This window comes from Winogradskyella sediminis (assembly GCF_003387355.1).
Lineage (GTDB): Bacteria > Bacteroidota > Bacteroidia > Flavobacteriales > Flavobacteriaceae > Winogradskyella > Winogradskyella sediminis.
Window position 1 is genome coordinate 1,496,790 of the sequence record NZ_QUNH01000001.1, and the last position, 21,306, is coordinate 1,518,095.

At 34.7% G+C, this 21,306-nt stretch carries 23 protein-coding genes; 8 read left to right on the forward strand and 15 right to left on the reverse strand.

Annotated features, from left to right (window positions below; all coding sequences use genetic code 11):
- Nucleotides 1-6: 6 nt before the first annotated feature.
- Nucleotides 7-825: a type I methionyl aminopeptidase gene (gene map / locus C8N41_RS06300; RefSeq protein ID WP_115838608.1), complete on the reverse strand. Its 819-nt coding sequence runs from the start codon at nt 823-825 to the stop codon at nt 7-9.
- Between the two features lie 241 nt (nt 826-1,066).
- On the opposite strand from map, the gene C8N41_RS06305 reads away from it, so the two are divergent.
- Nucleotides 1,067-2,335, forward strand: a complete 1,269-nt coding sequence (locus C8N41_RS06305) for an acetyl-CoA hydrolase/transferase family protein (protein WP_092444680.1) — start codon at nt 1,067-1,069, stop codon at nt 2,333-2,335.
- A gap of 8 nt (nt 2,336-2,343) precedes the next feature.
- On the opposite strand, the gene C8N41_RS06310 is transcribed toward C8N41_RS06305, so the two are convergent.
- The gene (locus C8N41_RS06310; protein WP_092444679.1) at nt 2,344-2,742 is read right to left on the reverse strand and encodes a BT0820 family HAD-type phosphatase; all 399 of its coding nucleotides are present in this window, start codon (nt 2,740-2,742) and stop codon (nt 2,344-2,346) included.
- 42 nt (nt 2,743-2,784) lie between these two features.
- Nucleotides 2,785-4,302 carry a 2,3-bisphosphoglycerate-independent phosphoglycerate mutase gene (gene gpmI / locus C8N41_RS06315; RefSeq protein ID WP_115838609.1) on the reverse strand — a complete coding sequence of 506 codons (1,518 nt, stop codon included), beginning with the start codon at nt 4,300-4,302 and terminating at the stop codon, nt 2,785-2,787.
- A 263-nt stretch (nt 4,303-4,565) separates the two neighbouring features.
- On the opposite strand from gpmI, the gene C8N41_RS06320 reads away from it, so the two are divergent.
- Entirely contained in the window at nt 4,566-4,967 is a 402-nt protein-coding gene (locus tag C8N41_RS06320; RefSeq protein WP_115838610.1) for an ankyrin repeat domain-containing protein, read from the forward strand.
- A 93-nt stretch (nt 4,968-5,060) separates the two neighbouring features.
- Complete coding sequence (locus C8N41_RS06325) at nt 5,061-5,486, forward strand: GNAT family N-acetyltransferase (RefSeq protein WP_115838809.1); 426 nt, start codon at nt 5,061-5,063, stop codon at nt 5,484-5,486.
- A 1-nt stretch (nt 5,487) separates the two neighbouring features.
- On the opposite strand, the gene pepE is transcribed toward C8N41_RS06325, so the two are convergent.
- Nucleotides 5,488-6,195 (reverse strand): dipeptidase PepE, encoded by a 708-nt coding sequence (gene pepE / locus C8N41_RS06330; protein WP_092444673.1) that lies wholly within the window; start codon nt 6,193-6,195, stop codon nt 5,488-5,490.
- A 233-nt stretch (nt 6,196-6,428) separates the two neighbouring features.
- On the opposite strand from pepE, the gene C8N41_RS06335 reads away from it, so the two are divergent.
- The 5 genes from C8N41_RS06335 (at nt 6,429) to C8N41_RS06355 (ending at nt 11,337) form a co-directional block, all read left to right on the forward strand.
- Nucleotides 6,429-7,247, forward strand: a complete 819-nt coding sequence (locus C8N41_RS06335; RefSeq protein WP_147298937.1) for a carboxypeptidase-like regulatory domain-containing protein — start codon at nt 6,429-6,431, stop codon at nt 7,245-7,247.
- A complete protein-coding gene (locus C8N41_RS06340) occupies nt 7,234-8,031 on the forward strand; it encodes a peptidase associated/transthyretin-like domain-containing protein (RefSeq protein ID WP_147298938.1) in 798 nt (265 codons plus the stop codon). Before C8N41_RS06335 ends, C8N41_RS06340 begins: the two co-directional genes overlap by 14 nt.
- A 47-nt stretch (nt 8,032-8,078) precedes the next feature.
- Complete coding sequence (locus tag C8N41_RS06345) at nt 8,079-8,585, forward strand: DUF6702 family protein (protein WP_115838613.1); 507 nt, start codon at nt 8,079-8,081, stop codon at nt 8,583-8,585.
- A 62-nt stretch (nt 8,586-8,647) separates the two neighbouring features.
- Complete coding sequence (locus C8N41_RS06350) at nt 8,648-10,945, forward strand: M1 family metallopeptidase (RefSeq protein ID WP_115838614.1); 2,298 nt, start codon at nt 8,648-8,650, stop codon at nt 10,943-10,945.
- A 101-nt stretch (nt 10,946-11,046) separates the two neighbouring features.
- Nucleotides 11,047-11,337: a Sec-independent protein translocase subunit TatA/TatB gene (locus C8N41_RS06355; RefSeq protein ID WP_092444663.1), complete on the forward strand. Its 291-nt coding sequence runs from the start codon at nt 11,047-11,049 to the stop codon at nt 11,335-11,337.
- Between the two features lie 234 nt (nt 11,338-11,571).
- Here the strand turns inward: C8N41_RS06355 and C8N41_RS06360 are convergent, their stop codons facing one another.
- The 11 genes from C8N41_RS06360 to kynU all read right to left on the reverse strand — a co-directional run bounded on the left by C8N41_RS06360 (nt 11,572) and on the right by kynU (nt 21,175).
- On the reverse strand, nt 11,572-11,958 hold the full coding sequence (locus C8N41_RS06360; protein WP_115838615.1) for a DUF3037 domain-containing protein: 387 nt from the start codon (nt 11,956-11,958) through the stop codon (nt 11,572-11,574).
- Nucleotides 11,948-12,727 carry a HipA family kinase gene (locus C8N41_RS06365; protein WP_115838616.1) on the reverse strand — a complete coding sequence of 260 codons (780 nt, stop codon included), beginning with the start codon at nt 12,725-12,727 and terminating at the stop codon, nt 11,948-11,950. Before C8N41_RS06365 ends, C8N41_RS06360 begins: the two co-directional genes overlap by 11 nt.
- A gap of 8 nt (nt 12,728-12,735) precedes the next feature.
- Complete coding sequence (locus tag C8N41_RS06370) at nt 12,736-13,377, reverse strand: O-methyltransferase (protein ID WP_092444656.1); 642 nt, start codon at nt 13,375-13,377, stop codon at nt 12,736-12,738.
- Nucleotides 13,378-13,418: 41 nt separating this feature from the next.
- Entirely contained in the window at nt 13,419-14,504 is a 1,086-nt protein-coding gene (locus tag C8N41_RS06375; RefSeq protein ID WP_115838617.1) for an amidohydrolase family protein, read from the reverse strand.
- A 50-nt stretch (nt 14,505-14,554) separates the two neighbouring features.
- The gene (locus C8N41_RS06380; RefSeq protein ID WP_092447721.1) at nt 14,555-15,034 is read right to left on the reverse strand and encodes a 3-hydroxyanthranilate 3,4-dioxygenase; all 480 of its coding nucleotides are present in this window, start codon (nt 15,032-15,034) and stop codon (nt 14,555-14,557) included.
- Nucleotides 15,035-15,134: 100 nt separating this feature from the next.
- Nucleotides 15,135-15,917: an SDR family oxidoreductase gene (locus tag C8N41_RS06385; protein WP_115838618.1), complete on the reverse strand. Its 783-nt coding sequence runs from the start codon at nt 15,915-15,917 to the stop codon at nt 15,135-15,137.
- 89 nt (nt 15,918-16,006) lie between these two features.
- Nucleotides 16,007-16,270: a GIY-YIG nuclease family protein gene (locus C8N41_RS06390; protein WP_115838619.1), complete on the reverse strand. Its 264-nt coding sequence runs from the start codon at nt 16,268-16,270 to the stop codon at nt 16,007-16,009.
- Nucleotides 16,271-16,360: 90 nt separating this feature from the next.
- Nucleotides 16,361-17,803, reverse strand: coding sequence for an aldehyde dehydrogenase (locus C8N41_RS06395; RefSeq protein WP_115838620.1), 1,443 nt, complete (start codon nt 17,801-17,803; stop codon nt 16,361-16,363).
- Nucleotides 17,804-17,910: 107 nt separating this feature from the next.
- Entirely contained in the window at nt 17,911-18,309 is a 399-nt protein-coding gene (locus C8N41_RS06400) for a RidA family protein (RefSeq protein ID WP_092444648.1), read from the reverse strand.
- 127 nt (nt 18,310-18,436) lie between these two features.
- Complete coding sequence (locus C8N41_RS06405) at nt 18,437-19,834, reverse strand: FAD-dependent oxidoreductase (protein ID WP_115838621.1); 1,398 nt, start codon at nt 19,832-19,834, stop codon at nt 18,437-18,439.
- 72 nt (nt 19,835-19,906) lie between these two features.
- Nucleotides 19,907-21,175 carry a kynureninase gene (kynU, locus tag C8N41_RS06410; protein WP_115838622.1) on the reverse strand — a complete coding sequence of 423 codons (1,269 nt, stop codon included), beginning with the start codon at nt 21,173-21,175 and terminating at the stop codon, nt 19,907-19,909.
- Nucleotides 21,176-21,306: the final 131 nt, after the last annotated feature.

The window sequence follows — 21,306 nt, forward strand, 5'->3', positions numbered from 1 at the left end:
TAAATCTTAAAGTACTAAAGCGTTTTGTCTAAAAGCATCTTCTTCGTCAGACACAACACCTAAGGCTTCGTGCACATATGCAAATGTGGAAAGTATTTCTGGTTTGCCATCAACGATAGCAACATCGTGTTCAAAATGCACACTAGGTTTACCGTCTTGCGTAACAATGGTCCAGCCATCTTTAAGTTGTTTTACTTTATGGGTTCCCATATTTATCATAGGCTCAATGGCGACAACCATGCCTTCAATAAACTTTTTTCCACGACCTCTACGTCCGTAATTAGGCATTTCAGGATCTTCGTGCATTTTTCTACCTAAACCATGACCTACCAATTCTCTTACCACACCATAACCTTTAGCTTCCGTGTATTGTTGTATAGCATAACCAACATCACCAACGCGGTTACCAATTTTAAGTTGCTCAATACCTTTGTATAATGATTCTTTAGTCACCTGAATAAGTTTTCTAGTCTCTTCAGCGACGTTACCAACTTCAAATGTGTATGCGTGATCGCCATAAAAGCCATTCATAAATGAACCACAATCTATAGACACTATATCACCATCTTTCAATGGAGTGTCTGTTGGTAAACCATGAACGACAGCTTCATTAACACTACAAAGTAACGTTGAAGGACAATCGTAAAGCCCTTTAAAACCAGGTAATGCACCATGGTCTCTAATAAACTCTTCAGCAATAGTATCTAAGTGGTTAGTTGTTACGCCTTCTTTCACTTCTTTCGCTAACATACCTAAAGTTTTAGATACAACGAGTGCGCTTTGACGCATTAATTCAATTTCCTCTGTGGTTTTTACTATAATCATGTTTCAATATATTCAGCGGCAAAGATAGGTAATAGCATTTTTTGATTAAAATTACGACTAAAGAAAATAGATAATATTTACAGCGCTTGTTATTTCAACTGTAATCTTACTCTAAAATATCGCGATGTTACATGCAAATTGTGAACGTAAAGAGAAAGATGAAGATAACAGCAAAACATGATAAATAACAGTTTATAAAATTTTTGTTTACTCTAAATTTGCGATCTAAAACGGGTGTATTATGTATAAAATTGTTTCCGCAGAAGAGGCTTTAAAGGTGGTAAAATCTAACGATCGTGTTTATATACAGGCAGCTGCAGCTGCACCTCAAATCCTTGTTAAAGCATTAGCAGCAAGACATGAAGAGCTTCGAAATGTGGAAGTTTGCCAGTTACATACTGAAGGTGTGGCGCCTTATGCTAATCCGGAATTAAAAGACAGTTTTCATGTTAACTCTTTTTTTCTAGGTAAAAATATTAGACATACTATAAAGGCAGGTAATGGATCTTATACTCCTGTTTTTTTAAGTGAATTACCACGACTTTTTAAACAACGTGTACTTGAATTAGATGTGGTGCTAATTCATGTTTCTGTTCCCGATCGGCATGGGTATTGTTCTCTTGGAGTATCTGTTGAAGCCGCATTGGCTGCTATAGATAATGCAAAAACCGTTATAGCACAAGTAAATCCGCAAATGCCCAGAACCCATGGTGCCGGAATTATTCATATTTCAGAAATCGATTACTTTGTTGAGGTTGATGAAGAACTTCCTTTACATGTTATGGCAAAACCTAATGCCATAGAACAAAAAATAGGAGAATATGTTGCAGGTTTAATAGAGGATTGTAGCACATTACAAATGGGAATTGGTTCTATTCCAAATGCAGTTTTAACCCAATTAACGAATCATAAAGATTTAGGATTACATACTGAGATGTTTTCAGATGGTGTTATAGATTTAATACTTAATAATGTGATTAACGGTAATTATAAAAAGATAAATCGTGGACGTGCCTTATCTACATTTTTAATGGGGTCTAAACGTTTATATGATTATGTAAATGATAATCCGTTTGTAGAAATGCGAGCTTCGAATTATACAAACAATCCAGCCTATATAAAACAAAACCCAAAAATGGTAGCTATTAATTCTGCGATTGAGGTTGATGTAACCGGACAAGTTTGTGCGGATTCTATAGGTTCTGATATGTACTCTGGAGTAGGTGGTCAGATGGATTTTATCAGAGGCGCTTCGTTAAGTGCTGGTGGTAAGGCTATTATTGCATTACCGTCAGTTACTAAAAAGGGTATTAGTAGAATTGTACCTGTATTGAAAAATGGAGCAGGTGTGGTAACGACAAGAGCTCACGTTCATTATGTAGTTACAGAGTACGGAGTAGCTAATCTATATGGCCAAACCATTAAAAATAGGGTAAAAGCTTTAGTGAATATAGCGCATCCGAATCATCGTGAAGCAATTGAAAAAGCCTACTATAATTTTATAAAATAAATGGTGGCTTAAAATTGCCACCATTTTTTATTTTCAGTAGGTATTTTAGGTTCTTCGTTAGTGATAATTTGATACACTTCTCCCCAACCTAAAATACCTCCTATGTTTCTATCGTCTATAAATAGATCTGCATGTATTTTTCGACTTCGACTATAATCGTATTTTTCTTCTGGAAAACTAGCATTTACAGCATAAAACTCAATACCATTATCTTTACAAAAATCGACAGCCTCTTGCAACTTAGCTCCACATCTATAGGTCCAAAGAATTAGCCTATGGCCATCTTCTTGAAGACGTTTTAAAGTTTCAAATGCAAAGATGCGTGTTTTTCCAATTTTAGGATAAGCATCCTCTACAATGGTTCCATCAAAATCTACAGCTATTATTAATCTATTTTGAAAATTCATGTTATTTGTTAAATCTAGGGCAAAGTTACAACAATAAGAAAACTAAACAAGGCTATCTCTCGTCATGGCCTTTGGCTGTGGGATACCGATTAGTTTTAAAATGGTTGGTGCGATATCTCCTAAAATGCCATCGTTTATTGCTTTTAAATCCTTATCAATTAAAATTACAGGAACCGGATTCGTTGTATGAGCTGTATTTGGAGAGCCATCAGGATTTATCATCGTTTCACAGTTACCGTGGTCTGCAATTAAAATAGTAGTGTAGTCATTGTCTAATGCCGCAGTAACGACTTCTTTAACACATTTATCCACATGCTCACAGGCTTCTATAGCAGCTTGCATAACACCTGTGTGACCAACCATATCTCCGTTTGCAAAATTTAAACATACAAAATCAACGTCTCCTTTTTTCAATTCAGGAACGAGGGCGTCTGTTAATTCGTAAACACTCATTTCTGGTTTTAAATCGTAAGTGGCAACTTTTGGTGAGTTTCTTAAAATTCTTGTTTCTCCTTCAAACGGTTGTTCTTGTCCACCAGAAAAGAAAAAGGTAACATGAGGATACTTCTCAGTTTCCGCAATTCTAATTTGTTTTTTGTGGTGTTTCTCTAAGACTTCACCTAAAGTTTCGCTAAGATTTTCTTTATTAAATACAACATTAATACCTTTAAAACTGTTGTCGTAATTGGTTATGGTTACATAGTGAAGTTTCATTTTGTGCATGTTGTACTCATGAAAATCACGTTGTGTTAAGGCCTCTGTTAATTGTCTGCCTCGATCTGTTCTGAAATTAAAAAATATAACAACATCATCTTCTTTAATTGTAGCGACAGGTTGATCATTCTGATCTGAAACTATGATAGGTTTTATAAACTCGTCTGTTATGTCTTTAGCGTAACTATCTTGAATCGATTTTAAAACATCATTAGTTTTTTCACCTTCACCATTGACTAAGGCATCGTAAACGATTTTTACACGTTCCCAACGTTTATCTCTATCCATAGCATAATAACGACCAGTAACTGAGGCAAGTTTTCCAGATGTTTTAGTGAGCTGTTTTTCTAAATTGGTAATAAAACTAAAACCAGATTTAGGATCGACATCCCTACCATCGGTGAAAGCATGCACAAATACGTTTTCTAAACCATAGTCGTGAGTCGCATTGAGTAAACCATATAGGTGATTAATATGAGAATGGACACCACCATCACTAACCAACCCTAATAAGTGAACGTTTTTGTTATTAGCTTTTGCGTATTCGAAAGCTGTTTTTAAAACAGGTTCTTCGCGCAGTGTATTATTTTCTACAGCAAGGTTAATTTTTACTAAATCTTGGTATACGATACGGCCAGCACCTAAATTCATATGACCAACTTCACTATTTCCCATTTGGCCTTCTGGCAAACCAACATGTAATCCGTCCGTCCTTAAACTAGCATTTGGATATTTGGTATACAGAGAATCTATAAATGGAGTTTGCGCGTTGTCTATAGCCGAAACTTTAGGGTCAGGTGATTTTCCCCAACCATCTAAAATCATTAAAATAACCTTTTTATTCATGTGAAAAAATTTTGAGTATCAAAGATAATACATACAACGCTACAACAAATCTGTATGTTAAAAAAATTTAGAATGTTAACGCTATTTTAAGTTTTACTAAATAGTTGGTAAAGATCTGTTTATGTTTTGTGATGATATTAACATATTTATTTTCAAAGCGTTAAAGAAATGTTATAAAATGATTTTAGGTGTAACACTTTCAGGAAACTGTCGTCTATTTGGTATAATCAAAAAACAATCAATTAAATTTAAAATCTTTCATCATGAAAAAAACAGTAATCGTATTAGCCTTAGCATTAGGCTTTTCAATGTCAAATGTAAATGCATCTAATGCTCTTTTAGCTTCTGAGTTAAATAATGCAATTGTTAAAACTTTAGAGGTTAGTCCTTTATGTAAAGCCGTTGCCACAGGAAACTTAGACGAAGTGAATAAACTTATTAAAGCAGGTGCAGATGTAAACGCAAAATCAAATGGTATGATGCCAATTCATTATGCTGCAAAATACAATCGTGTAGAAATAATTAAGGTCTTAATTACAGCAGGCTCTAAAATTCATAGATCATGTGATAATGGATATACCGCAATAAAACATGCACAAAAATCGAAAGCCAAAGACGCAGAAATGTTTCTGAAGCGATTTAAAAATAAAAATGTCTGGGAGTAGACAATTATTTGAGTTAGTTAGTTGAAAAAAGCGTCCTTAGGACGCTTTTTTGTTTGTGTAAATGACGTATTTTTAGCTTTTAAATTATCACCCATGAATTATTATTTTAAATTAATTCCCAACGATAATCTCGACCAAATTATTCCTTTAGTCTATGAGCTAAATGACGCTAAAGTCAGTAAAGCGTTATTAAGGTCACGTTTTAAAGACATGCAACATCAAAATTATAAATGTGCAGGCATCTTTATAGATAATGAGCTTGTAGGAATAACCGGATTATGGTTTTCTACCAGACATTATATTGGCAAATCCGTAGAATTAGACCATGTTTACATTGTACCAGAACATAGGGGAAATGGGTTAGGTAAAAGATTTATGGCTTGGATTTATAAGTATGCTAAAGAGTGTGGATGCGATTCTGTAGAGCTTAATACTTATGTACAAAATTATCCGTCGCATAAATTTTATTATAACGAAGGTTTTCAGATTTTAGGATACCATTTTTTAAAAAAGCTATAGGTTATTTTAAAAAATCTAAATCCGTTTGCGGAGCTACTTCATAAGGAGATTTGTTATATTCAAAAATTCTAGCGTCTAAGTGACCTTTTAACGTTAGCTCACTTCCTTTAACGGCAATCCAACTACCTTCTCTTAATCCAATTACTGGCTGAGTATTGTAGGCATGAAATTCTTTAAGGCGTGTTTCTCTAGTTTCTCCCATGTGTGTGCTACCTTCAATAGGATCTAAATAATGCGGATTAATATTAAATGGAACAAGACCCAAGGTTTTAAAACTTGGAGGATATACAATTGGCATGTCGTTGGTAGTATTCATCGTTAAGCCACAAATGTTACTTCCTGCACTAGTACCTAAATATGGCGTGCCATTTTGTATCGCATCCTTTATTGGTGATAACACCTTGTATTTATACAATTGTGAAACTAAAACAAACGTGTTTCCGCCACCCACAAAAATACCTTGAGCATTTTCTATGGCTGCAATAGCGTTATCAAATTCGTGTATACCTTTTACCGTTTTGCCTATTTTAGAAAAAGCTTTAGCTGCTGTTTGGGTGTAAACATTGTGAGAAATTCCGCCTGGTCTGGCATAGGGAATGAATAGAATTTCATCTGCCGATTTAAAATGTATTTTTAATTCGTCTAGTAAATAGTCTAAATAGCCACTTCCGTGAACCGTAGAAGTACTTGCAATTATAATTGATTTCAAATTTTAAAGATTTAGTAGTATCGGTTACAAAGTAAGTTAATCTTTTTTAAAAGTGCTATTTTTCTCATTTAACAAACATTTACGAACCTATTGTTATGAGAATTGAAGAATATAACCGAAATTTATTACAAGAATGAAAAGTTAAAATCGAGCATGTTACTATCGTTTTTGCGTCTAGCGAATAATTTTATAGAGAACAGCATGTGATAATTCAATATATTAAATCAACACACATGAAAAAAATACTACTCTTATTATTTGCAATGACAACACTTACGGCATTTTCTCAAGCTGTAGAAAGGGTTACAATCAATGGTAGAATTGTAGTTGCTACGGACGATAAAGAAGGAGTTGCTGTCTTTAATTCCTCTACCAATAAGGGGACGTACACAGATGCTGACGGTAATTTTGAAATCCAAGTTGCCTTAAATGATGTCATAGAATTTGGTGCTCTTCAATTTCAGGATTTTTCAGTAACTATTACAGATAAGGTTTTAATTTCAAAACAATTAACGGTTATTCTTGTTGAGGAAGTTAATAAATTAGATGAAGTGGTTATTCTGCCTTTTGACCTTACAGGTAATTTAAGAGCTGATTTAGAAAATGTAAGAACCTATAATGTAAGCCTTGACGATGTCTATTTCGGTTTAGATAATATTGAAGATTTTGAGTTTTCTGCAGACTATAAAACCAAAGCAGATAATTTGGCGTTTACGGAATATAATCCATATGTCGGAAATATGGTTGATTTAGTAAACGTTGCTGGTTTTCTCTTCAAGCAAGTGGTTGATGTCGATGGTGAAAAAACTAAAAATAAAAAAGCCCAATTAAAAGAGAAAACACCTTTTAAGCAAGCATTAGATATTTATAGCGTTAATTATATTCATAAAAATTTTGATATTCCTTTAGATAAGGTGGACGCATTTATTGACTATGTTGAGAAAGCAGGAGTAGAAGATCGTTTGTTTGAAGAAAATAATGAAATGCAACTGTTAGAGCGTATTTCAGAGTTAAGTAAGACATTTTTAAAAGCAACCCGTGAAAAGGAGTAGTTTATTATATGTTGTACTCGCTTGTTTATCGGTGTGTTATGTTAGTGCGCAACGTCGTGATCTAAATGGTCAACTTATTGCAGAGGATGAGGTCGAAGGACTACATATTCAAAATAGAACAGCTGCAAAATACACCGTATCTAATGAAGATGGAAGTTTTGTGATACCTGCACAAGCACAAGATACATTGATAATTTCTGGAGTTAAATATCAAACACAAGAGGTGGTTATTACCAAACTAATAGTAGCAGTAGGAGCGTTTAATGTCTCACTTGTAGAAAATGTAAGTGCTTTAAATGAGGTTATTGTGGGTAAAATTTTTACTGGAAGTTTAGAGTCCGATCTCGAAAATCTTAAAGCCGAACCCGAAATAAATTTTTATGATCTCGGCATACCAGGTTATAAAGGTAAACAACTTACTCAAAATGAACGAAAACTATACGATGCAGATGGTGGGTCTTGGGGTAGTGTAGGTTTAGGGTTTAGCGTTAATTTTTATAAAGTACTTAACACTATTAGTGGACGAACAAAAAAGCTAAAAGCCATAGTAGAACTTGACGATCGCAATGCATGTATAGAACGCATGAAAAATAACTACGAAAACTATTTATTCAAAAATGATTCTTTAAAAGAAAATTTACGAACCGAATATTATATGTTTTGTCAAGAAGACAAAGAATTTTTGAACCTTTGTAATCAAAATAACGATTTGGCACTATTAGAATTTTTACAAACAAAGCTAAAAGCATATCAAGAGAATCGGAAATCCGCAACTAAAGACTAACTTTGGACTGCATTTTACAATCCATAGATCTACCCTTAAATAAAAACATGAAATTCAAAGCTATATTATTTGTCCTTTTAAGCCTTCCATTTTTAATCTCTAATACTAATAATCACGAATACTATGTAAGCGTCACTGTTGTGGAATATGCTAAAAAAGAACAGTCTCTTCAGATTATTAGCCAAATATTTATAGATGATTTCGAAACTTTAATACGAAAGCGTTTTGATGAATCTATAACGCTAGCCATCGATGATGAGTCCGAAATGGTGGATACTTATATGACCAAATACTTAAAGGATAAATTAAAGATTCTTGTTAATGGCAAAACCGTAAACTTCACGTTTATAGGAAAAGAGTATAAAGATGATATTGCATATTGTTATTTAGAAGTAGAAAATGTTTCTAAATTAGAGTCTTTAGAGATTACCAATCAAATATTATTCGATGTGTTCTCAGGTCAACAAAACATTGTTCGCCTAAAAGTCTATGAGAAAAATAAAAGCTTTTTACTTGTGCCTGATAATGATGTGTGTCTGTTAAATTTTAATTAAATAACTGTTAAAACCATCTTAAATTCATAATTTAGGTGCCATGTTTAATTTCAAAATAACCTATGAAAATTTTTAAATTTGTCTTGTGTGCTATTCTTTTTACCTCGTTTAGTACATATGCCCAAGATGAGGTAAAGACCGAACGTCAGCAAGGTCACACTAACCAAAATAAATTTAAACAGCTTTACGATGAGTTTTCTACACCTAATGTGTTTAGAACGGGCTCAGGAGCTCCTGGACCTGGTTATTACCAACAACAGGCAGATTATAAAATGGACATTGAAATCGATGATGTTAATGCCAAATTATATGGAGATGAAACTATTACTTATACTAATAATTCACCCGATGAATTAGGTTATTTGTGGGTGCAATTAGATCAGAATATGCGTGCTAAAGATTCTAAAACACCACTTATTGGTAGATCTGGTATTGCGCCAGCTTCTTTATCTTCTAGAGTAGTGAAATCCTATTTAAAAGAATCTTTTGATGGTGGTTTTAACATTGTTCATGTTAAGGATGTAAATGGAAAAGACTTACCGTATACTATAAATCGCACTATGATGCGAGTAGAATTACCACGAGCAATGAAAACAGGTGATAAGTTTTCATTCCAAATTAAATGGTGGTACAATATCAATAATCACGTTACAGATGGTGGACGTTCTGGTTATGAGTATTTTGAGGAAGACGACAACAACTTATATACTATTGCGCAATTTTATCCGCGTATGGCTGTATATAATGACGTAGAAGGCTGGCAGAACTCTCAGTTTTGGGGACGCGATGAATTCGCTTTGCCATTCGGAAATTTTGATGTGAATATCACAGTGCCTGCAGATCATATTCTAGATGGAACAGGTGTATTAACCAACCGAGAGGAAGTATTTACAAAAGAGATGATGAAGCGCTATAAAAAAGCGCAGAAATCTTATGATGAACCTGTAATGATTGTTACAGATGAAGAGGCTAGAAATGCTGAAAAATCTAAAAGTAAAGATAAGAAAACATGGAAGCTTTCGGCTAAAATGGTACGTGATTTTGGTTTTGCAACTTCACGTAAATTTTTATGGGATATGATGGCTGTGAAACTTGGGGATAAAGATGTAATGGCAGTATCTCTATACCCAAAAGAAGGAAACCCATTATGGGAACAGTGGTCCACAAAAGCTGTAGCAAGTACACTAAAAACGTATTCTCGAATGACCTTTGATTACCCATATCACAAAGCAATTTCTGTAAATACACCAATGGGAATGGAGTACCCAATGATCTGCTTTAACTTTGGTCGTCCAGATAAAGAAGGAAATTATTCTGATAGAACAAAATACGGAATGATTGGCGTCATTATTCATGAAGTTGGTCACAATTGGTTTCCAATGATTGTAAATAGTGATGAACGTCAATGGACATGGATGGACGAAGGCTTAAATACGTTTACACAATACGTAGCAGAGCAAGACTTTGGCGAATGGTATCCAGATGCGTTGTCTCCACAGCACAAAAAATTTCCATCTAGAAGAGGACCTGCTAAGAATATAGTGAGATATATGGGAGGTGATCAAAATTATATTGCACCAATTATGACTAAGGGATTAAATACCTATCAGTTTGGAAACAATGCCTATGGTAAGCCTGCAACAGCATTAAATATTCTAAGAGAAACAGTAATGGGACGCGACTTGTTTGATTATGCATTTAAAGAATATGCAAACCGCTGGAAGTTTAAACATCCAACTCCCGAAGATTTTTTCCGCACTATGGAAGATGCTTCAGCTGTAGATTTAGACTGGTTTTGGAGGGGTTGGTTCTACACCACAGATTATACGGATATCGGAATCAAAGATGTAAAGAAATTTGCTGTAACTACGACGCCTAATGATAACGGAAAACGATTAGCTGAAAGGTATAATAGAGATCCTAACAGCTTAGTTTATTTCATAGAAGAAGGCGCTGAAGGTTTTGATGATGCCATGAAAGCCAATACATCTATTGATGAATTACCGACTGTAAAAGAATATATTATGGATAATTTTACACCAGAAGAACAAAAATCTATGAAAAAAGCGCCTCAGTTTTTCTATCAAATTACTTTTGAGAAACCAGGTGGGTTAGTGATGCCGCTAATCGTAGAATATACTTATGCTGATGGCACAGCATCTAGAGAAACTTATCCAGCTCAAGTATGGAGATTAAACGATAAGGAGGTGACAAAAGCTGTAGCTAGTGATAAAGAAATTGTATCAATACAAATTGATCCAGATTTAGAAACAGCAGATGTAGATACCACCAACAACGCATGGCCTAAAGAGGTAAAGGAAAGTGAATTTGATAAGTTTAAAGCGAGAGCTAGAGATTAGTACCACCTATCAATTGATAAATTTAAGCCAACTTTTCTAAGTTGGCTTTTTTTATTTAAATTCAAGTCGTTTAATTCACAAACTCATTCTATATTTGCATCGTGATACATCAACTAACAATATTATTTATTGGAGCTGCCGAGATAATGGTGATACTGCTAATAGTGGTATTAGTCTTCGGTGCAGATAAACTTCCTGAAATAGCAAGAGGACTTGGTAAAGGTATGCGTCAGTTAAGAGATGCAAGTAATGATATTAAACAAGAAGTTTCTAAAAGCGCAAAAGAAAATAACATCATAGATTCTGATGTTACAAAAAATGTTCAAGAAGAAATCAATAAAATTAAAGATGATCTCGAAGACTTCACAGGATCATTAAAACGCAATAAATAATTACGTATTTCTTAAAAATTAGCTTTAATTTGGTCTAAATATCCAAGTTGGAGCAGAACACAGGTTTTAAATAGACTGAAGCAATCTTCTGAATTTTATCCTAGTAAAAATAGTATTTTGGTTATGGAAATATTGATGCTTTAGAAGCTGTACAATAGATAGAACGTAATAATAAATGTAATAGGAAGCTTCGCAAAATGTTGTGAGGCTTTTCTTTTTTTTGATTGAAATAATTTAATCTAACACATGTTTTTCAAAAATCGTTTGTAATTCATGTTCTGGATTATCAGTAATACCACAATGTGTCTTAGAACTTTGAATTATAGTACTACGAGATGCTGCTAACCACCTAAACCTATCGGATAATTCAAATTGGGCAATCGCACCTCCGGAAGGGTCGCCTTTAGAAATCAATTCCCAGGATTTTAAATAATTATGAATAGCTTCCAATCCGAGTTCACATGAGAACGCCTGAAGCTTTTTCGGGTTAACGTTATACTTTACTCCCAGAAATTTTTTCCGTTTCGAAAATAAGATCACACCAATATTAAAAAATTCTTCGCGTTCCACTTTAGGCACCAATCTAATAATTGCGTATTCAAACGTCACTTTATCTTGCATCTTCAGCTTCTTTTACTAAGGTTTCAATTTTTGATAGTCTAGAGTTTAAATACGCTTTATAGGCAGTTCTCATATCGTCAGGACTGAATGAATCAGATTCATTTTTCAACCAATCATCTGGTATTTTAGAAATAATATCTTCAATCGTTTCTTGGTTCAATACTTTTATAATGTCTTTTGAAGCTTCTTGTAAAAGTGCAGCACGTTCTAATAAAACATGATCTTTAACCAAAGAAAATGTTCCTTTTAGGTGATTTTCCCACGTGCTCCAATTATGATGAAAATAGAAACTCGCTCCATTATCTATAACCCATAATTCATTATTCCAATTTAATAAATTGGTGTTTTTTACGGTACGGTCAATATTACTGATAATACTGTCTAAAAGCACAATTTTAGATGAGGTTAAAGCATCTGCAACTGATACCAAAGGATCAAAAGTTATAGAACCACTTAGGTAATGCAGACCTAAATTTAAACCTACACTAAATTTTAATAAATCTTGTATTTCTTCATCAGGTTCAGTTTTACTAAACGAATCGTCTAAATTCAGAAACACTAATTCAGGAACTTTTAAACCTATTGCTCTTGCTAATTCACCTCCAATAAATTCTGCAATGAGAGCTTTGGTTCCTTGGCCTGCTCCTCTAAATTTTAGAACGTATAGAAAACCATCGCTAGCTTCAATAATAGCAGGTAACGATCCGCCTTCTCTTAAAGGAGTGATGTATTTAACTACATCTACGGTTCTTATGTCAATGTCACTCATAGCTAGGCTTATTTTTTTCGGCTAATGGTTAAACCATCTCTTATAGGGAGAAGAACAGTTTCAATACGTTCGTCGTTTTTAAGAAGTGTGTTATAATCTAAAACTGCTTTTGTCGATTTGTCCTTTGCGTCAAAAGGCTCTACCACTTTTCCATACCATAACACGTTATCAGAAAGAATTACACCTCCTGGTTTTAACTTATCAATTATTAAATGAAAATAATTGGAATAATTAGGCTTATCGGCATCAATAAAAACTAAATCGAAGGTCTCATTTAACTCAGGAATGATATCTAAAGCGCTTCCTGTATGCTGAATGATTTGCTGTCCATATTCCGACTTGTTAAAATACTTTCGCTGAAAATCGACGAGTTCTTCATTAATATCAATTGTATGAAGCCTACCGTTTTCTTGAAGTCCTTCTGCCAAACATAATGTCGCATATCCGGTAAAAGTCCCTAATTCTAAAACCGTTTTGGGACGAATTAATTTCGATATCATACTTAAAACACGGCCTTGATAAGGGCCACTAAGCATTATCGGTTGTAGTACTTTTTGATAGGTTTCTCTAGTGAGTTGTTGCAGTAATTGAGGTTCTTGTTCAGAATGGTCAACTACATATTTGTCTAAATTATCGGGCAAGAAAAACATAAATTATAATTTAAATTAAAACCTTAAGATGCAGAGAACTATTAAGACAAAATTCTATCCATTAATTTCTTTTTAGCTGCATCATCATCTCCACATAACCATTGAATAACGTTGTCTTCCCATATAGCATCTCCTTCGGTTTTAGTAATTATCTCGCGTTCTATGGCTAAATCTATAATTTTACCTGGATAAGAGGATTGCTTTTCGCTTTCCATTTCCCCTAAAGGGTAAGGGTCGTCTAGTCCCATAATTACTTGTTTAGAACCTTGATTTCTAATTAATAATTCTAAACCACCTGTGTCATGCACTAAAGTGTCAAAGAATATATTTTTATGTCCTACAGCTTTTCTAGGATGACTTTTACCTTCAAATAAATCTGGTCGTCCATCAAAGCCTTGAATCCGTCGTCCTAAATTAATTTGTGCCAATTGTCCGCCATGCGCAAAACAAGTACGCATGTTAGGATATTTATCTTGGTAACCATTTAAGGTTAAAAAGTGGTACGCATCGCCACATTGTGCTAACATCCAAATTAAATGAAACCGCCACGATGTGTTTTCTAATTTTATAAACTTCTCGCCATCGTAAGGATGAATTTCAACAGCCAAATTATATTTGTTGGCCATTTCAAAAATAGGTTCATTTTCTTCATCAAAAATGCAACGCCAAGTGCCAATAGAATCCATATAATGCGTAGGTAAACATAAAAGTTGCATACCTAGAACTTCAACACAACGTTCAATTTCCCAACAAGCACTTCTTACAAATCCAGGATGCACTACAAAACCACAGGTGAATTTACTAGGATGATTATGTTGCACTTTAGCATTAAAATCATTCTGAAATCGTAAGGCTTGTTTCATTTCTTCAACCCTTAAACCATTGCCGTAAAGTTGAGATAAATTTAAAACAACGGCATGGTCTAGCTTATTGCGCTCCATCCATTCTAGCTTTTCTTCTAAGAAAAAACTAGAATCTGTAATAGGACGATTCCAATCTTTCTGAAGCATAAATTTTCGGTCTTTATCGACCCAAAAAATACCTTTGTCTTTCATGAACTGAGGAATTTCTTCAGGGTAGGGAAGAAGGTGTGAGTGACCGTTTATTCTTAGTTTGCGTTTACTCATATTTGGGTTGGATTGCGAGAGATTTAATTATGGAATATTTTTTTTCTAGTTTAGTCTTTTTTAATAGTCTTGTTATATCTATCAAAAATGGCAGGCATATCGGTTTCGATATTGTCCAAAGTAAATTCCTCTTCGTATAGCAAACTAGCATCTTTCTCAGAATACCATTGTAACTTATCTTTTACGCCTTCATCTCTTGGATACTCTATAACTAAACCAACAGTATTTGGTCCACGTTGTGGCGAATGCGGCACTTTTGGTGGTAATAAAAAGATGTCACCTTCCTTAATATGAATGTCTTTTGGTACACCATCATCAATGACTTTTAAAACAATGTCGCCTTCTACTTGATAGAAAAATTCTGGTGTTTCGTTATAATGATAATCTGTACGGTCGTTAGGTCCACCGACAACCATTACAATAAAGTCGCCATCTTTCCAAACCACTTTGTTACCAACAGGAGGTTTAAGTAAATGACGATTTTCTTCAATCCATTCTTTAAAATTTATGGGTGGAAATAGTTTGCTCATGGTTATGTTGTTTTTTGTCATTCCTGCGCAGGCAGGAATCTATGTTATTATCAATCTTTATTTTGGATTCCTATGTTCACAAAAATGACAAGTCATAAAGTTACAAAGATTTTGTTCGTCCGCCATCAACAGGAAGGTTAATTCCGTTAATATAAGCAGCACGTTCACTCGCTAAAAATGTAATGGCATCGGCAAGCTCTTCTGGTTGCGCAAAGCGTTTTGCTGGTACTGCGTTTTTCATGGCATTTGCAGCTTCTTCTTCAGTATTTCCAGATTTAGCCGATTTGTTTTTTATAATTTGAGTTAAACGTTCTGTACCAGTAGCTCCAGGTAAAACATTGTTTACGGTAATACCAAATTGCCCCAATTCGTTAGCCAATGTTTTACTCCAATTGGCAACGGCTCCTCTAATGGTATTACTAACACCAAGACCATCTAAAGGTTGTTTTACAGATGTTGAAATCACATTAATGACGCGACCAAAACCTTCCTCTTTCATAAAAGGAACGGTAGTTTGAACTAAGACATGATTACATTTTAAATGTTGGGTGAATGCCGATTCAAATTCATCTACTTCAGCAGAAAAAACAGGACCTCCTTTTGGGCCTCCTGTATTATTTACCAAAATATGAAACCCATGATGGTTTGAAATATAATCTGAAACTTTAGATTTTAAATCCTCAGGATTTGAAAAATCAGCTACAATATAATCATGTGGTCTTTGTTGTGGTAATTCTGAAAGCACCGTTTTCAGTTTGTCTTCGTTTCTAGCGACAAGGGTTATTTGTACACCTTCTGCTGCTAAAGCCATTGCTGTTGCTTTTCCTATGCCTGCTGTGCTGCCGCAGACTAGTGCGTATTTGTTGTTTAATTCTAAATTCATAATATTTTGTCTGGTCGAGCGTAGTTAAGACCTACTTAGTTTTCAGGATTATAATTTGAATGTGTTGCATTTCTGCATTCAGATAGAATTTATAACAAATCATAATCTCCTTTTATTAAAGCATGTTTTTTCTTAGCACTCCATTTTTTTATTTTCTTTTCAAAGTATATTGCTTGTTCAATATCATTAAATTCTTGATGAAAAATTAATTTCAAAGGTCTTCTTTTATACGTGAAACAATTTTTATTTAATCCTTTTTGATGTTCTTCAAAACGTCTTGAAATGTCATTTGTTACTCCTGTATAAGTGAGGTTATCTGAGCATTGTAATATGTAAATATAATAGGTTTTCATAAGCAACCTCTCGACTGCGCTCGAGGCGACATTTTAGTTTTAATTTTATTTTTTTTATGTCTGGTCGAGCGCAGTCGAGACCTTGCTCTTTTAATATTTTATACAAACATTCTTAGCTTCCGTAAAAAAACGCAAAGCTTCAAATCCACCTTCGCGTCCTACGCCAGATGCTTTTACTCCTCCAAAAGGCGTTCTTAAATCGCGCATCATCCAAGTGTTTACCCAAACAATTCCTGCTTGTAGTTCGTTACTCATTCGCATAGTGCGTTTTAAACTGTTAGTCCATAATGTGGCTGATAAACCGTATTTTACTTTGTTTGCCATTTCTAAAACGTCGTCTTCTGATTTGAATGGCATGATGGTTACGACTGGTCCAAAAATTTCTTCTTGGTTTACTCTGCAGTCGTCATTTGGCACTTCAATAACCGTCGGCTCTAAATAATAACCGTTTTCAAAACCTTTAATTGTGACTTCATTGCCGCCACATAAAACAGTTCCTTTTTCTTCTTTCGCAATGTTGATGTATGCTTTTACTTTCTCCAAATGCGATTTAGAGACTAATGCTCCAATATTGGTATCTGCTTCCGATGGATGTCCAACTTTTAAGGCTTTTACTTTTTCAACAAAGTCTTTTTTGAATTTATCATAGATAGACGCTTCCACAAAAATGCGACTGCCACATAAGCAAATCTGTCCTTGATTAGCAAAAGAGGAACGTACAGTGGTATTCAACATGTCCTCATAATCACAATCGGCAAAAATGATATTTGGGTTTTTCCCGCCTAATTCTAATGATAATTTTTTGAACATTGGTGCTGCAACTCTGGCAATATGTGCTCCTGTTGCTGTGCCTCCTGTAAAGCTTATGGCTTTAATGTCTGGATGTTCAATAATAGCTTGTCCTGTAGTTGTTCCTAAACCATGAACAATGTTTAAAACACCTTCTGGCAAACCTGCTTCGTTACAAATTTCGCCAAGTAAATAAGCTGTCATTGGCGTGACTTCACTTGGTTTGGCAACGACGCAATTTCCTGCGGCTAGTGCTGGTGCTATTTTCCAGGTAAATAAATAGAGAGGAAGATTCCATGGTGAAATACAACCTACAACACCAATGGGTTGACGCAAGGTGTAATTAATAGCATTTTGACCTACAGATTCATGACTTTCACTCGCGAATTGTGTTACCGCATTTCCGAAGAATCGAAAATTACTTGCTGCTCTAGGAATATCAATGGCTTTTGCTAATGAAATAGGCTTGCCATTGTCTTTACTTTCGGCTTCTGCAAAACGGTCTAAGTTGGCTTCTAATAATTCTGAAATTTTAATTAATATTCTGCTACGTTCTTCTAATGTGGTTTGACTCCAACTAGAGAATGCTGATTTTGCACTTTTGTATGCGCTTTCTACATCTTCTTTTGATGAGTTTGGAATTTGTCCGTAGATTTCCCCATTAGCTGGATTGTAGTTGTCTATCCAGTTGCCTTGAATTGGATTTTGGAATTTTCCTTTTATGTAGTTTTTGATAGTTATCATGAATTCACGATTATTTATCTTGTTTTGTCATTTCCAAAAGAGGAACGATTGGGAAATCTCATGATGCGATTTCTCGTCGCTGCGCTCTGTCGGAATGACAGAATATTTTATTTTGGTTTATAAGCCATAACCTTTATCTCAACCACTAAATCAGGATGCGGTAACTGATGAACCGCAACAGTTGTTCTAGTTGGTCCTGTTTCTTTTTCAAAGAATTCAGCGTAGGCTTTGTTGTAATCAGCAAAGTCATTCATGTTCACTAAAAATGATGTGACATCAACGACATCTTTTAAGCTTGCTCCAACTTTTGCTAAGTTTTTTTCTATGTTTTTTAGGACTTCTTGGGTTTGGGTGTATGCGTTTAAACGTTTGGTTCCCATCTCGTCAATGATATCTACACCTGCGATAGTGTTGTCTGGTCGACGCGAACTTGTTCCTGAGACGAATATGAAATCGCCTACTTGTTTTATGTGTGGATATGCTCCTCTTGGTGTTACTTCACTCATGTCAATTAAAAGCCCATCCTAGCCTTCCCAATGGGAAGGAACTCTTACTCGGGCGAAAAAGAGTTTTTATATTATATTATTTTTTAAGCGCATTTGGTTCCCTTCCTTTGGAGGGGTTAGGGTAGGCTTACAAACCAGCAATCCTATCATCCTCTAAAATCGCCTCAGTTTCTGCGTTTACTTTGTCTAAAATGTCTTTTAAATCATCATCTGATGAAATAATCTTATCTGTTAATAGGTTTAAAATCGCCTTATCTTGTGCTCTTCCTTTTAACATGGCTAGTCGGTAACCTATGTTTTCATTAAAGGTTACTAAACTATATTTTGAGGAATACGCATTTTGAAATTCTTTTTCTAGTGCCATTTCAATTTTTCGTTTTTCTTGAAATATAGGATTTGCCACATGACCTTTCATTTCATGGAAATTGTCAATAGCTAAATCGGCAATGGCATCTGTATCTTTCTTTCGGTTTTTCTCGTAAGTTTTAAATATTGCTTCCCAATTTTCTAAATTTTGGTCTAAAACTTTATCGAATTCAACCACATCTTCAAACGAAGCATTCATACCTTGACCATAAAACGGTACAATGGCATGTGCGGAATCTCCCATTAATAGTGTATTTCCTTTGTAATGCCATGGCGAGCATTTTACCGTACCTAAAGCAGCTGTTGGATTTTCAAAAAAATCATCAACCAAATTCGGCATAATTGCTAAAGCATCTGGAAATTCTTTTTTGAAGAATTCCGTTACGACTTCAGGTGTTGTTAAATTATTAAAATTGTATTCGCCTTCATCATAACTTAAAAATAGCGTTACGGTAAAACTACCATCTAAGTTGGGTAGCGCAATAAGCATAAAACTACTTCTTGGCCAAATATGTAAGGCATTTTTATAGGTTTTATAATCGCCAGTTTCTGTTGGTAAAAAGGTTAATTCTTTATAACCATGGCTTAGATACTCTTGTGAGAAACTGAATAAAAATTTCTTGCTTAAATAATAACTTTTTCTCAAGGCCGAACCTGCGCCATCTGTGGCAATGATGCAATCGGCATCTTCTATAAATTCGTTTTTTGAGTTATAATCTTGAAATAAAGCCGTGGTTTTTTCAAAATCTACGGATTTACATTTTTTATTGAAATGAATGGTGACATTATCATGTTTTTCCGCTTCATTGAGAAGTAAAGCGTTTAAGTCGCCTCTAGAAATTGAGTTGATGTATTCGTAATCTCTTCCGCTATAATTAGACATGAAAGTCTTTCCTTCTTTATCGTGAATCATTCTACCATTCATTGGTATGCAAAGTTCTTTGACCTTGTCTTCTAGGCCAACGAGTTTGATTGCTTTGTTTCCACGGTCCGAAAATGCTAAGTTAATAGAACGACCAGCCGAAATGTCTGTGGTTCTTAAATCAGGTCGCATTTCGTAAACGGTTACGTCGTAGCCTCTTTGCCCTAGTCTTAGAGCTAAAAGGCTTCCGCAGAGTCCTGCGCCTATGATTAGAATGTTTTGTTGTTTATTACTCATATGCTTTTGTCTGGTCGAGCGCAGTCGAGACCTAATTAAAAACTCTCGACTGCGCTCGAGTTGACCTTTAGTTTAATTCAAAATTTCTTTCATTTTTTCAACCATCAAATACACATCTTCAAATGAATTATATAAAGGTACAGGTGCACATCTAATAACGTCTGGTTCTCGCCAATCGCTAATAACGCCAGCTTCCGTTAATTTATCATGTAATGATTTGTCTGCATTTAAAACTTGAATAGATAGTTGACAACCACGCTCATCTGGGTTTTCAGGTGTGATAATTCTGATGGTATCTTCGCCTAAAGTTTTCAATAAAAATTCAAAATAACCCGTTAACTTTTTCGATTTTTTTAGAATTTTATCAAATCCGACTTCATGAAACATATCTAAAGAGGCTTTTATTGCTGCCATTGATAAAATTGGTGGATTACTCAGTTGCCAACCTTCGGCTCCTGGTAAAACATCAAACTCATGTCGCATATTAAATCGCGTATCCTTATTGTGGCTCCACCAACCTGTAAATCGGTTGAGGTCTTTATCGTGCGCATGTCTTTCATGCACAAAACAACCCGATAAACTTCCTGGCCCTGAATTTAAGTATTTATAGGTACACCAAATGGCAAAATCGGCTCCTGAATTATGTAAATCTAAATCTACGTTTCCGGCACCATGTGCGCAATCAAATCCGACTTTACAACCGTAACTGTGACCAAGGTCTGTAATACGTTTAAAATCGAAAAACTGACCTGTGTAGTAATTGACTCCACCAATCATAATTAGTGCTATTTCATTACCATGAGCTTCAAGAATGTCTTCTAAATCTTCATAACGCAATAATTCTTCGCCTTCTCTCGGTTTCCATAAAATTAAACCTTCTTTATCATCATAGCCATGATGACGCAATTGTGATTCAACAGCATATTTATCTGAAGGGAAAGCATCACTTTCAATTAAGATTTTATAGCGTTCCTTAGTAGGTTGATAAAACGACACCATCATAAAATGCAGATTTGCCGTTAAGGAATTCATAGTGACCACTTCAATGGGTTTTGCACCAACGAGTTTGGCTGTGGCTTCTGTTAGAAATTCATGATATGGTAGCCAAGGATTTTTAGCATCTGTATGCCCTTCAACACCTAGATTTGCCCAATCTTCTAGTTCTTGATTAATATAAGCTTTTGTTGATTTCGGCTGTAAACCCAAAGAGTTGCCACAGAGGTAAATAAGGTCGTTCCCGTCTTTACCCTTTGGGATGTGAAACTGATTTCTATAGCTTGATAATGGATCTAATTGGTCTTGTTTTTGAGCATAATCAAGACTTAGTTTATAGTTGGACAAAGTAAAAATGTTTTTCGGTTTGTAACAAAAATAGCATAATTATATGGAATTTCCGTTAACCCTTTTATGTAGAAAGCGGCAGAAAATTAAAAAGAATTAAATAGTTTTGCGTATATTCTACTCGGTTAATT

Bases quoted from the DNA above. Each gene is read 5' to 3' on its own strand.
- C8N41_RS06305 (WP_092444680.1), top strand. From the start codon at position 1,067: ATGTATAAAATTGTTTCCGCAGAAGAGGCTTTAAAGGTGGTAAAATCT.
- C8N41_RS06345 (WP_115838613.1), top strand. From the start codon at position 8,079: ATGAAATTCAAAGCTATATTATTTGTCCTTTTAAGCCTTCCATTTTTA.
- C8N41_RS06370 (WP_092444656.1), bottom strand. From the start codon at position 13,377: ATGTTTTTCTTGCCCGATAATTTAGACAAATATGTAGTTGACCATTCT.
- C8N41_RS06395 (WP_115838620.1), bottom strand. From the start codon at position 17,803: ATGATAACTATCAAAAACTACATAAAAGGAAAATTCCAAAATCCAATT.
- map (WP_115838608.1), bottom strand. From the start codon at position 825: ATGATTATAGTAAAAACCACAGAGGAAATTGAATTAATGCGTCAAAGC.
- C8N41_RS06320 (WP_115838610.1), top strand. From the start codon at position 4,566: ATGAAAAAAACAGTAATCGTATTAGCCTTAGCATTAGGCTTTTCAATG.
- C8N41_RS06310 (WP_092444679.1), bottom strand. From the start codon at position 2,742: ATGAATTTTCAAAATAGATTAATAATAGCTGTAGATTTTGATGGAACC.
- C8N41_RS06380 (WP_092447721.1), bottom strand. From the start codon at position 15,034: ATGAGCAAACTATTTCCACCCATAAATTTTAAAGAATGGATTGAAGAA.
- gpmI (WP_115838609.1), bottom strand. From the start codon at position 4,302: ATGAATAAAAAGGTTATTTTAATGATTTTAGATGGTTGGGGAAAATCA.
- C8N41_RS06350 (WP_115838614.1), top strand. From the start codon at position 8,648: ATGAAAATTTTTAAATTTGTCTTGTGTGCTATTCTTTTTACCTCGTTT.
- C8N41_RS06400 (WP_092444648.1), bottom strand. From the start codon at position 18,309: ATGAGTGAAGTAACACCAAGAGGAGCATATCCACACATAAAACAAGTA.
- C8N41_RS06365 (WP_115838616.1), bottom strand. From the start codon at position 12,727: ATGAGTGACATTGACATAAGAACCGTAGATGTAGTTAAATACATCACT.
- C8N41_RS06375 (WP_115838617.1), bottom strand. From the start codon at position 14,504: ATGAGTAAACGCAAACTAAGAATAAACGGTCACTCACACCTTCTTCCC.
- C8N41_RS06335 (WP_147298937.1), top strand. From the start codon at position 6,429: ATGAAAAAAATACTACTCTTATTATTTGCAATGACAACACTTACGGCA.
- C8N41_RS06360 (WP_115838615.1), bottom strand. From the start codon at position 11,958: ATGCAAGATAAAGTGACGTTTGAATACGCAATTATTAGATTGGTGCCT.
- C8N41_RS06390 (WP_115838619.1), bottom strand. From the start codon at position 16,270: ATGAAAACCTATTATATTTACATATTACAATGCTCAGATAACCTCACT.
- C8N41_RS06325 (WP_115838809.1), top strand. From the start codon at position 5,061: ATGAATTATTATTTTAAATTAATTCCCAACGATAATCTCGACCAAATT.
- C8N41_RS06385 (WP_115838618.1), bottom strand. From the start codon at position 15,917: ATGAATTTAGAATTAAACAACAAATACGCACTAGTCTGCGGCAGCACA.
- C8N41_RS06405 (WP_115838621.1), bottom strand. From the start codon at position 19,834: ATGAGTAATAAACAACAAAACATTCTAATCATAGGCGCAGGACTCTGC.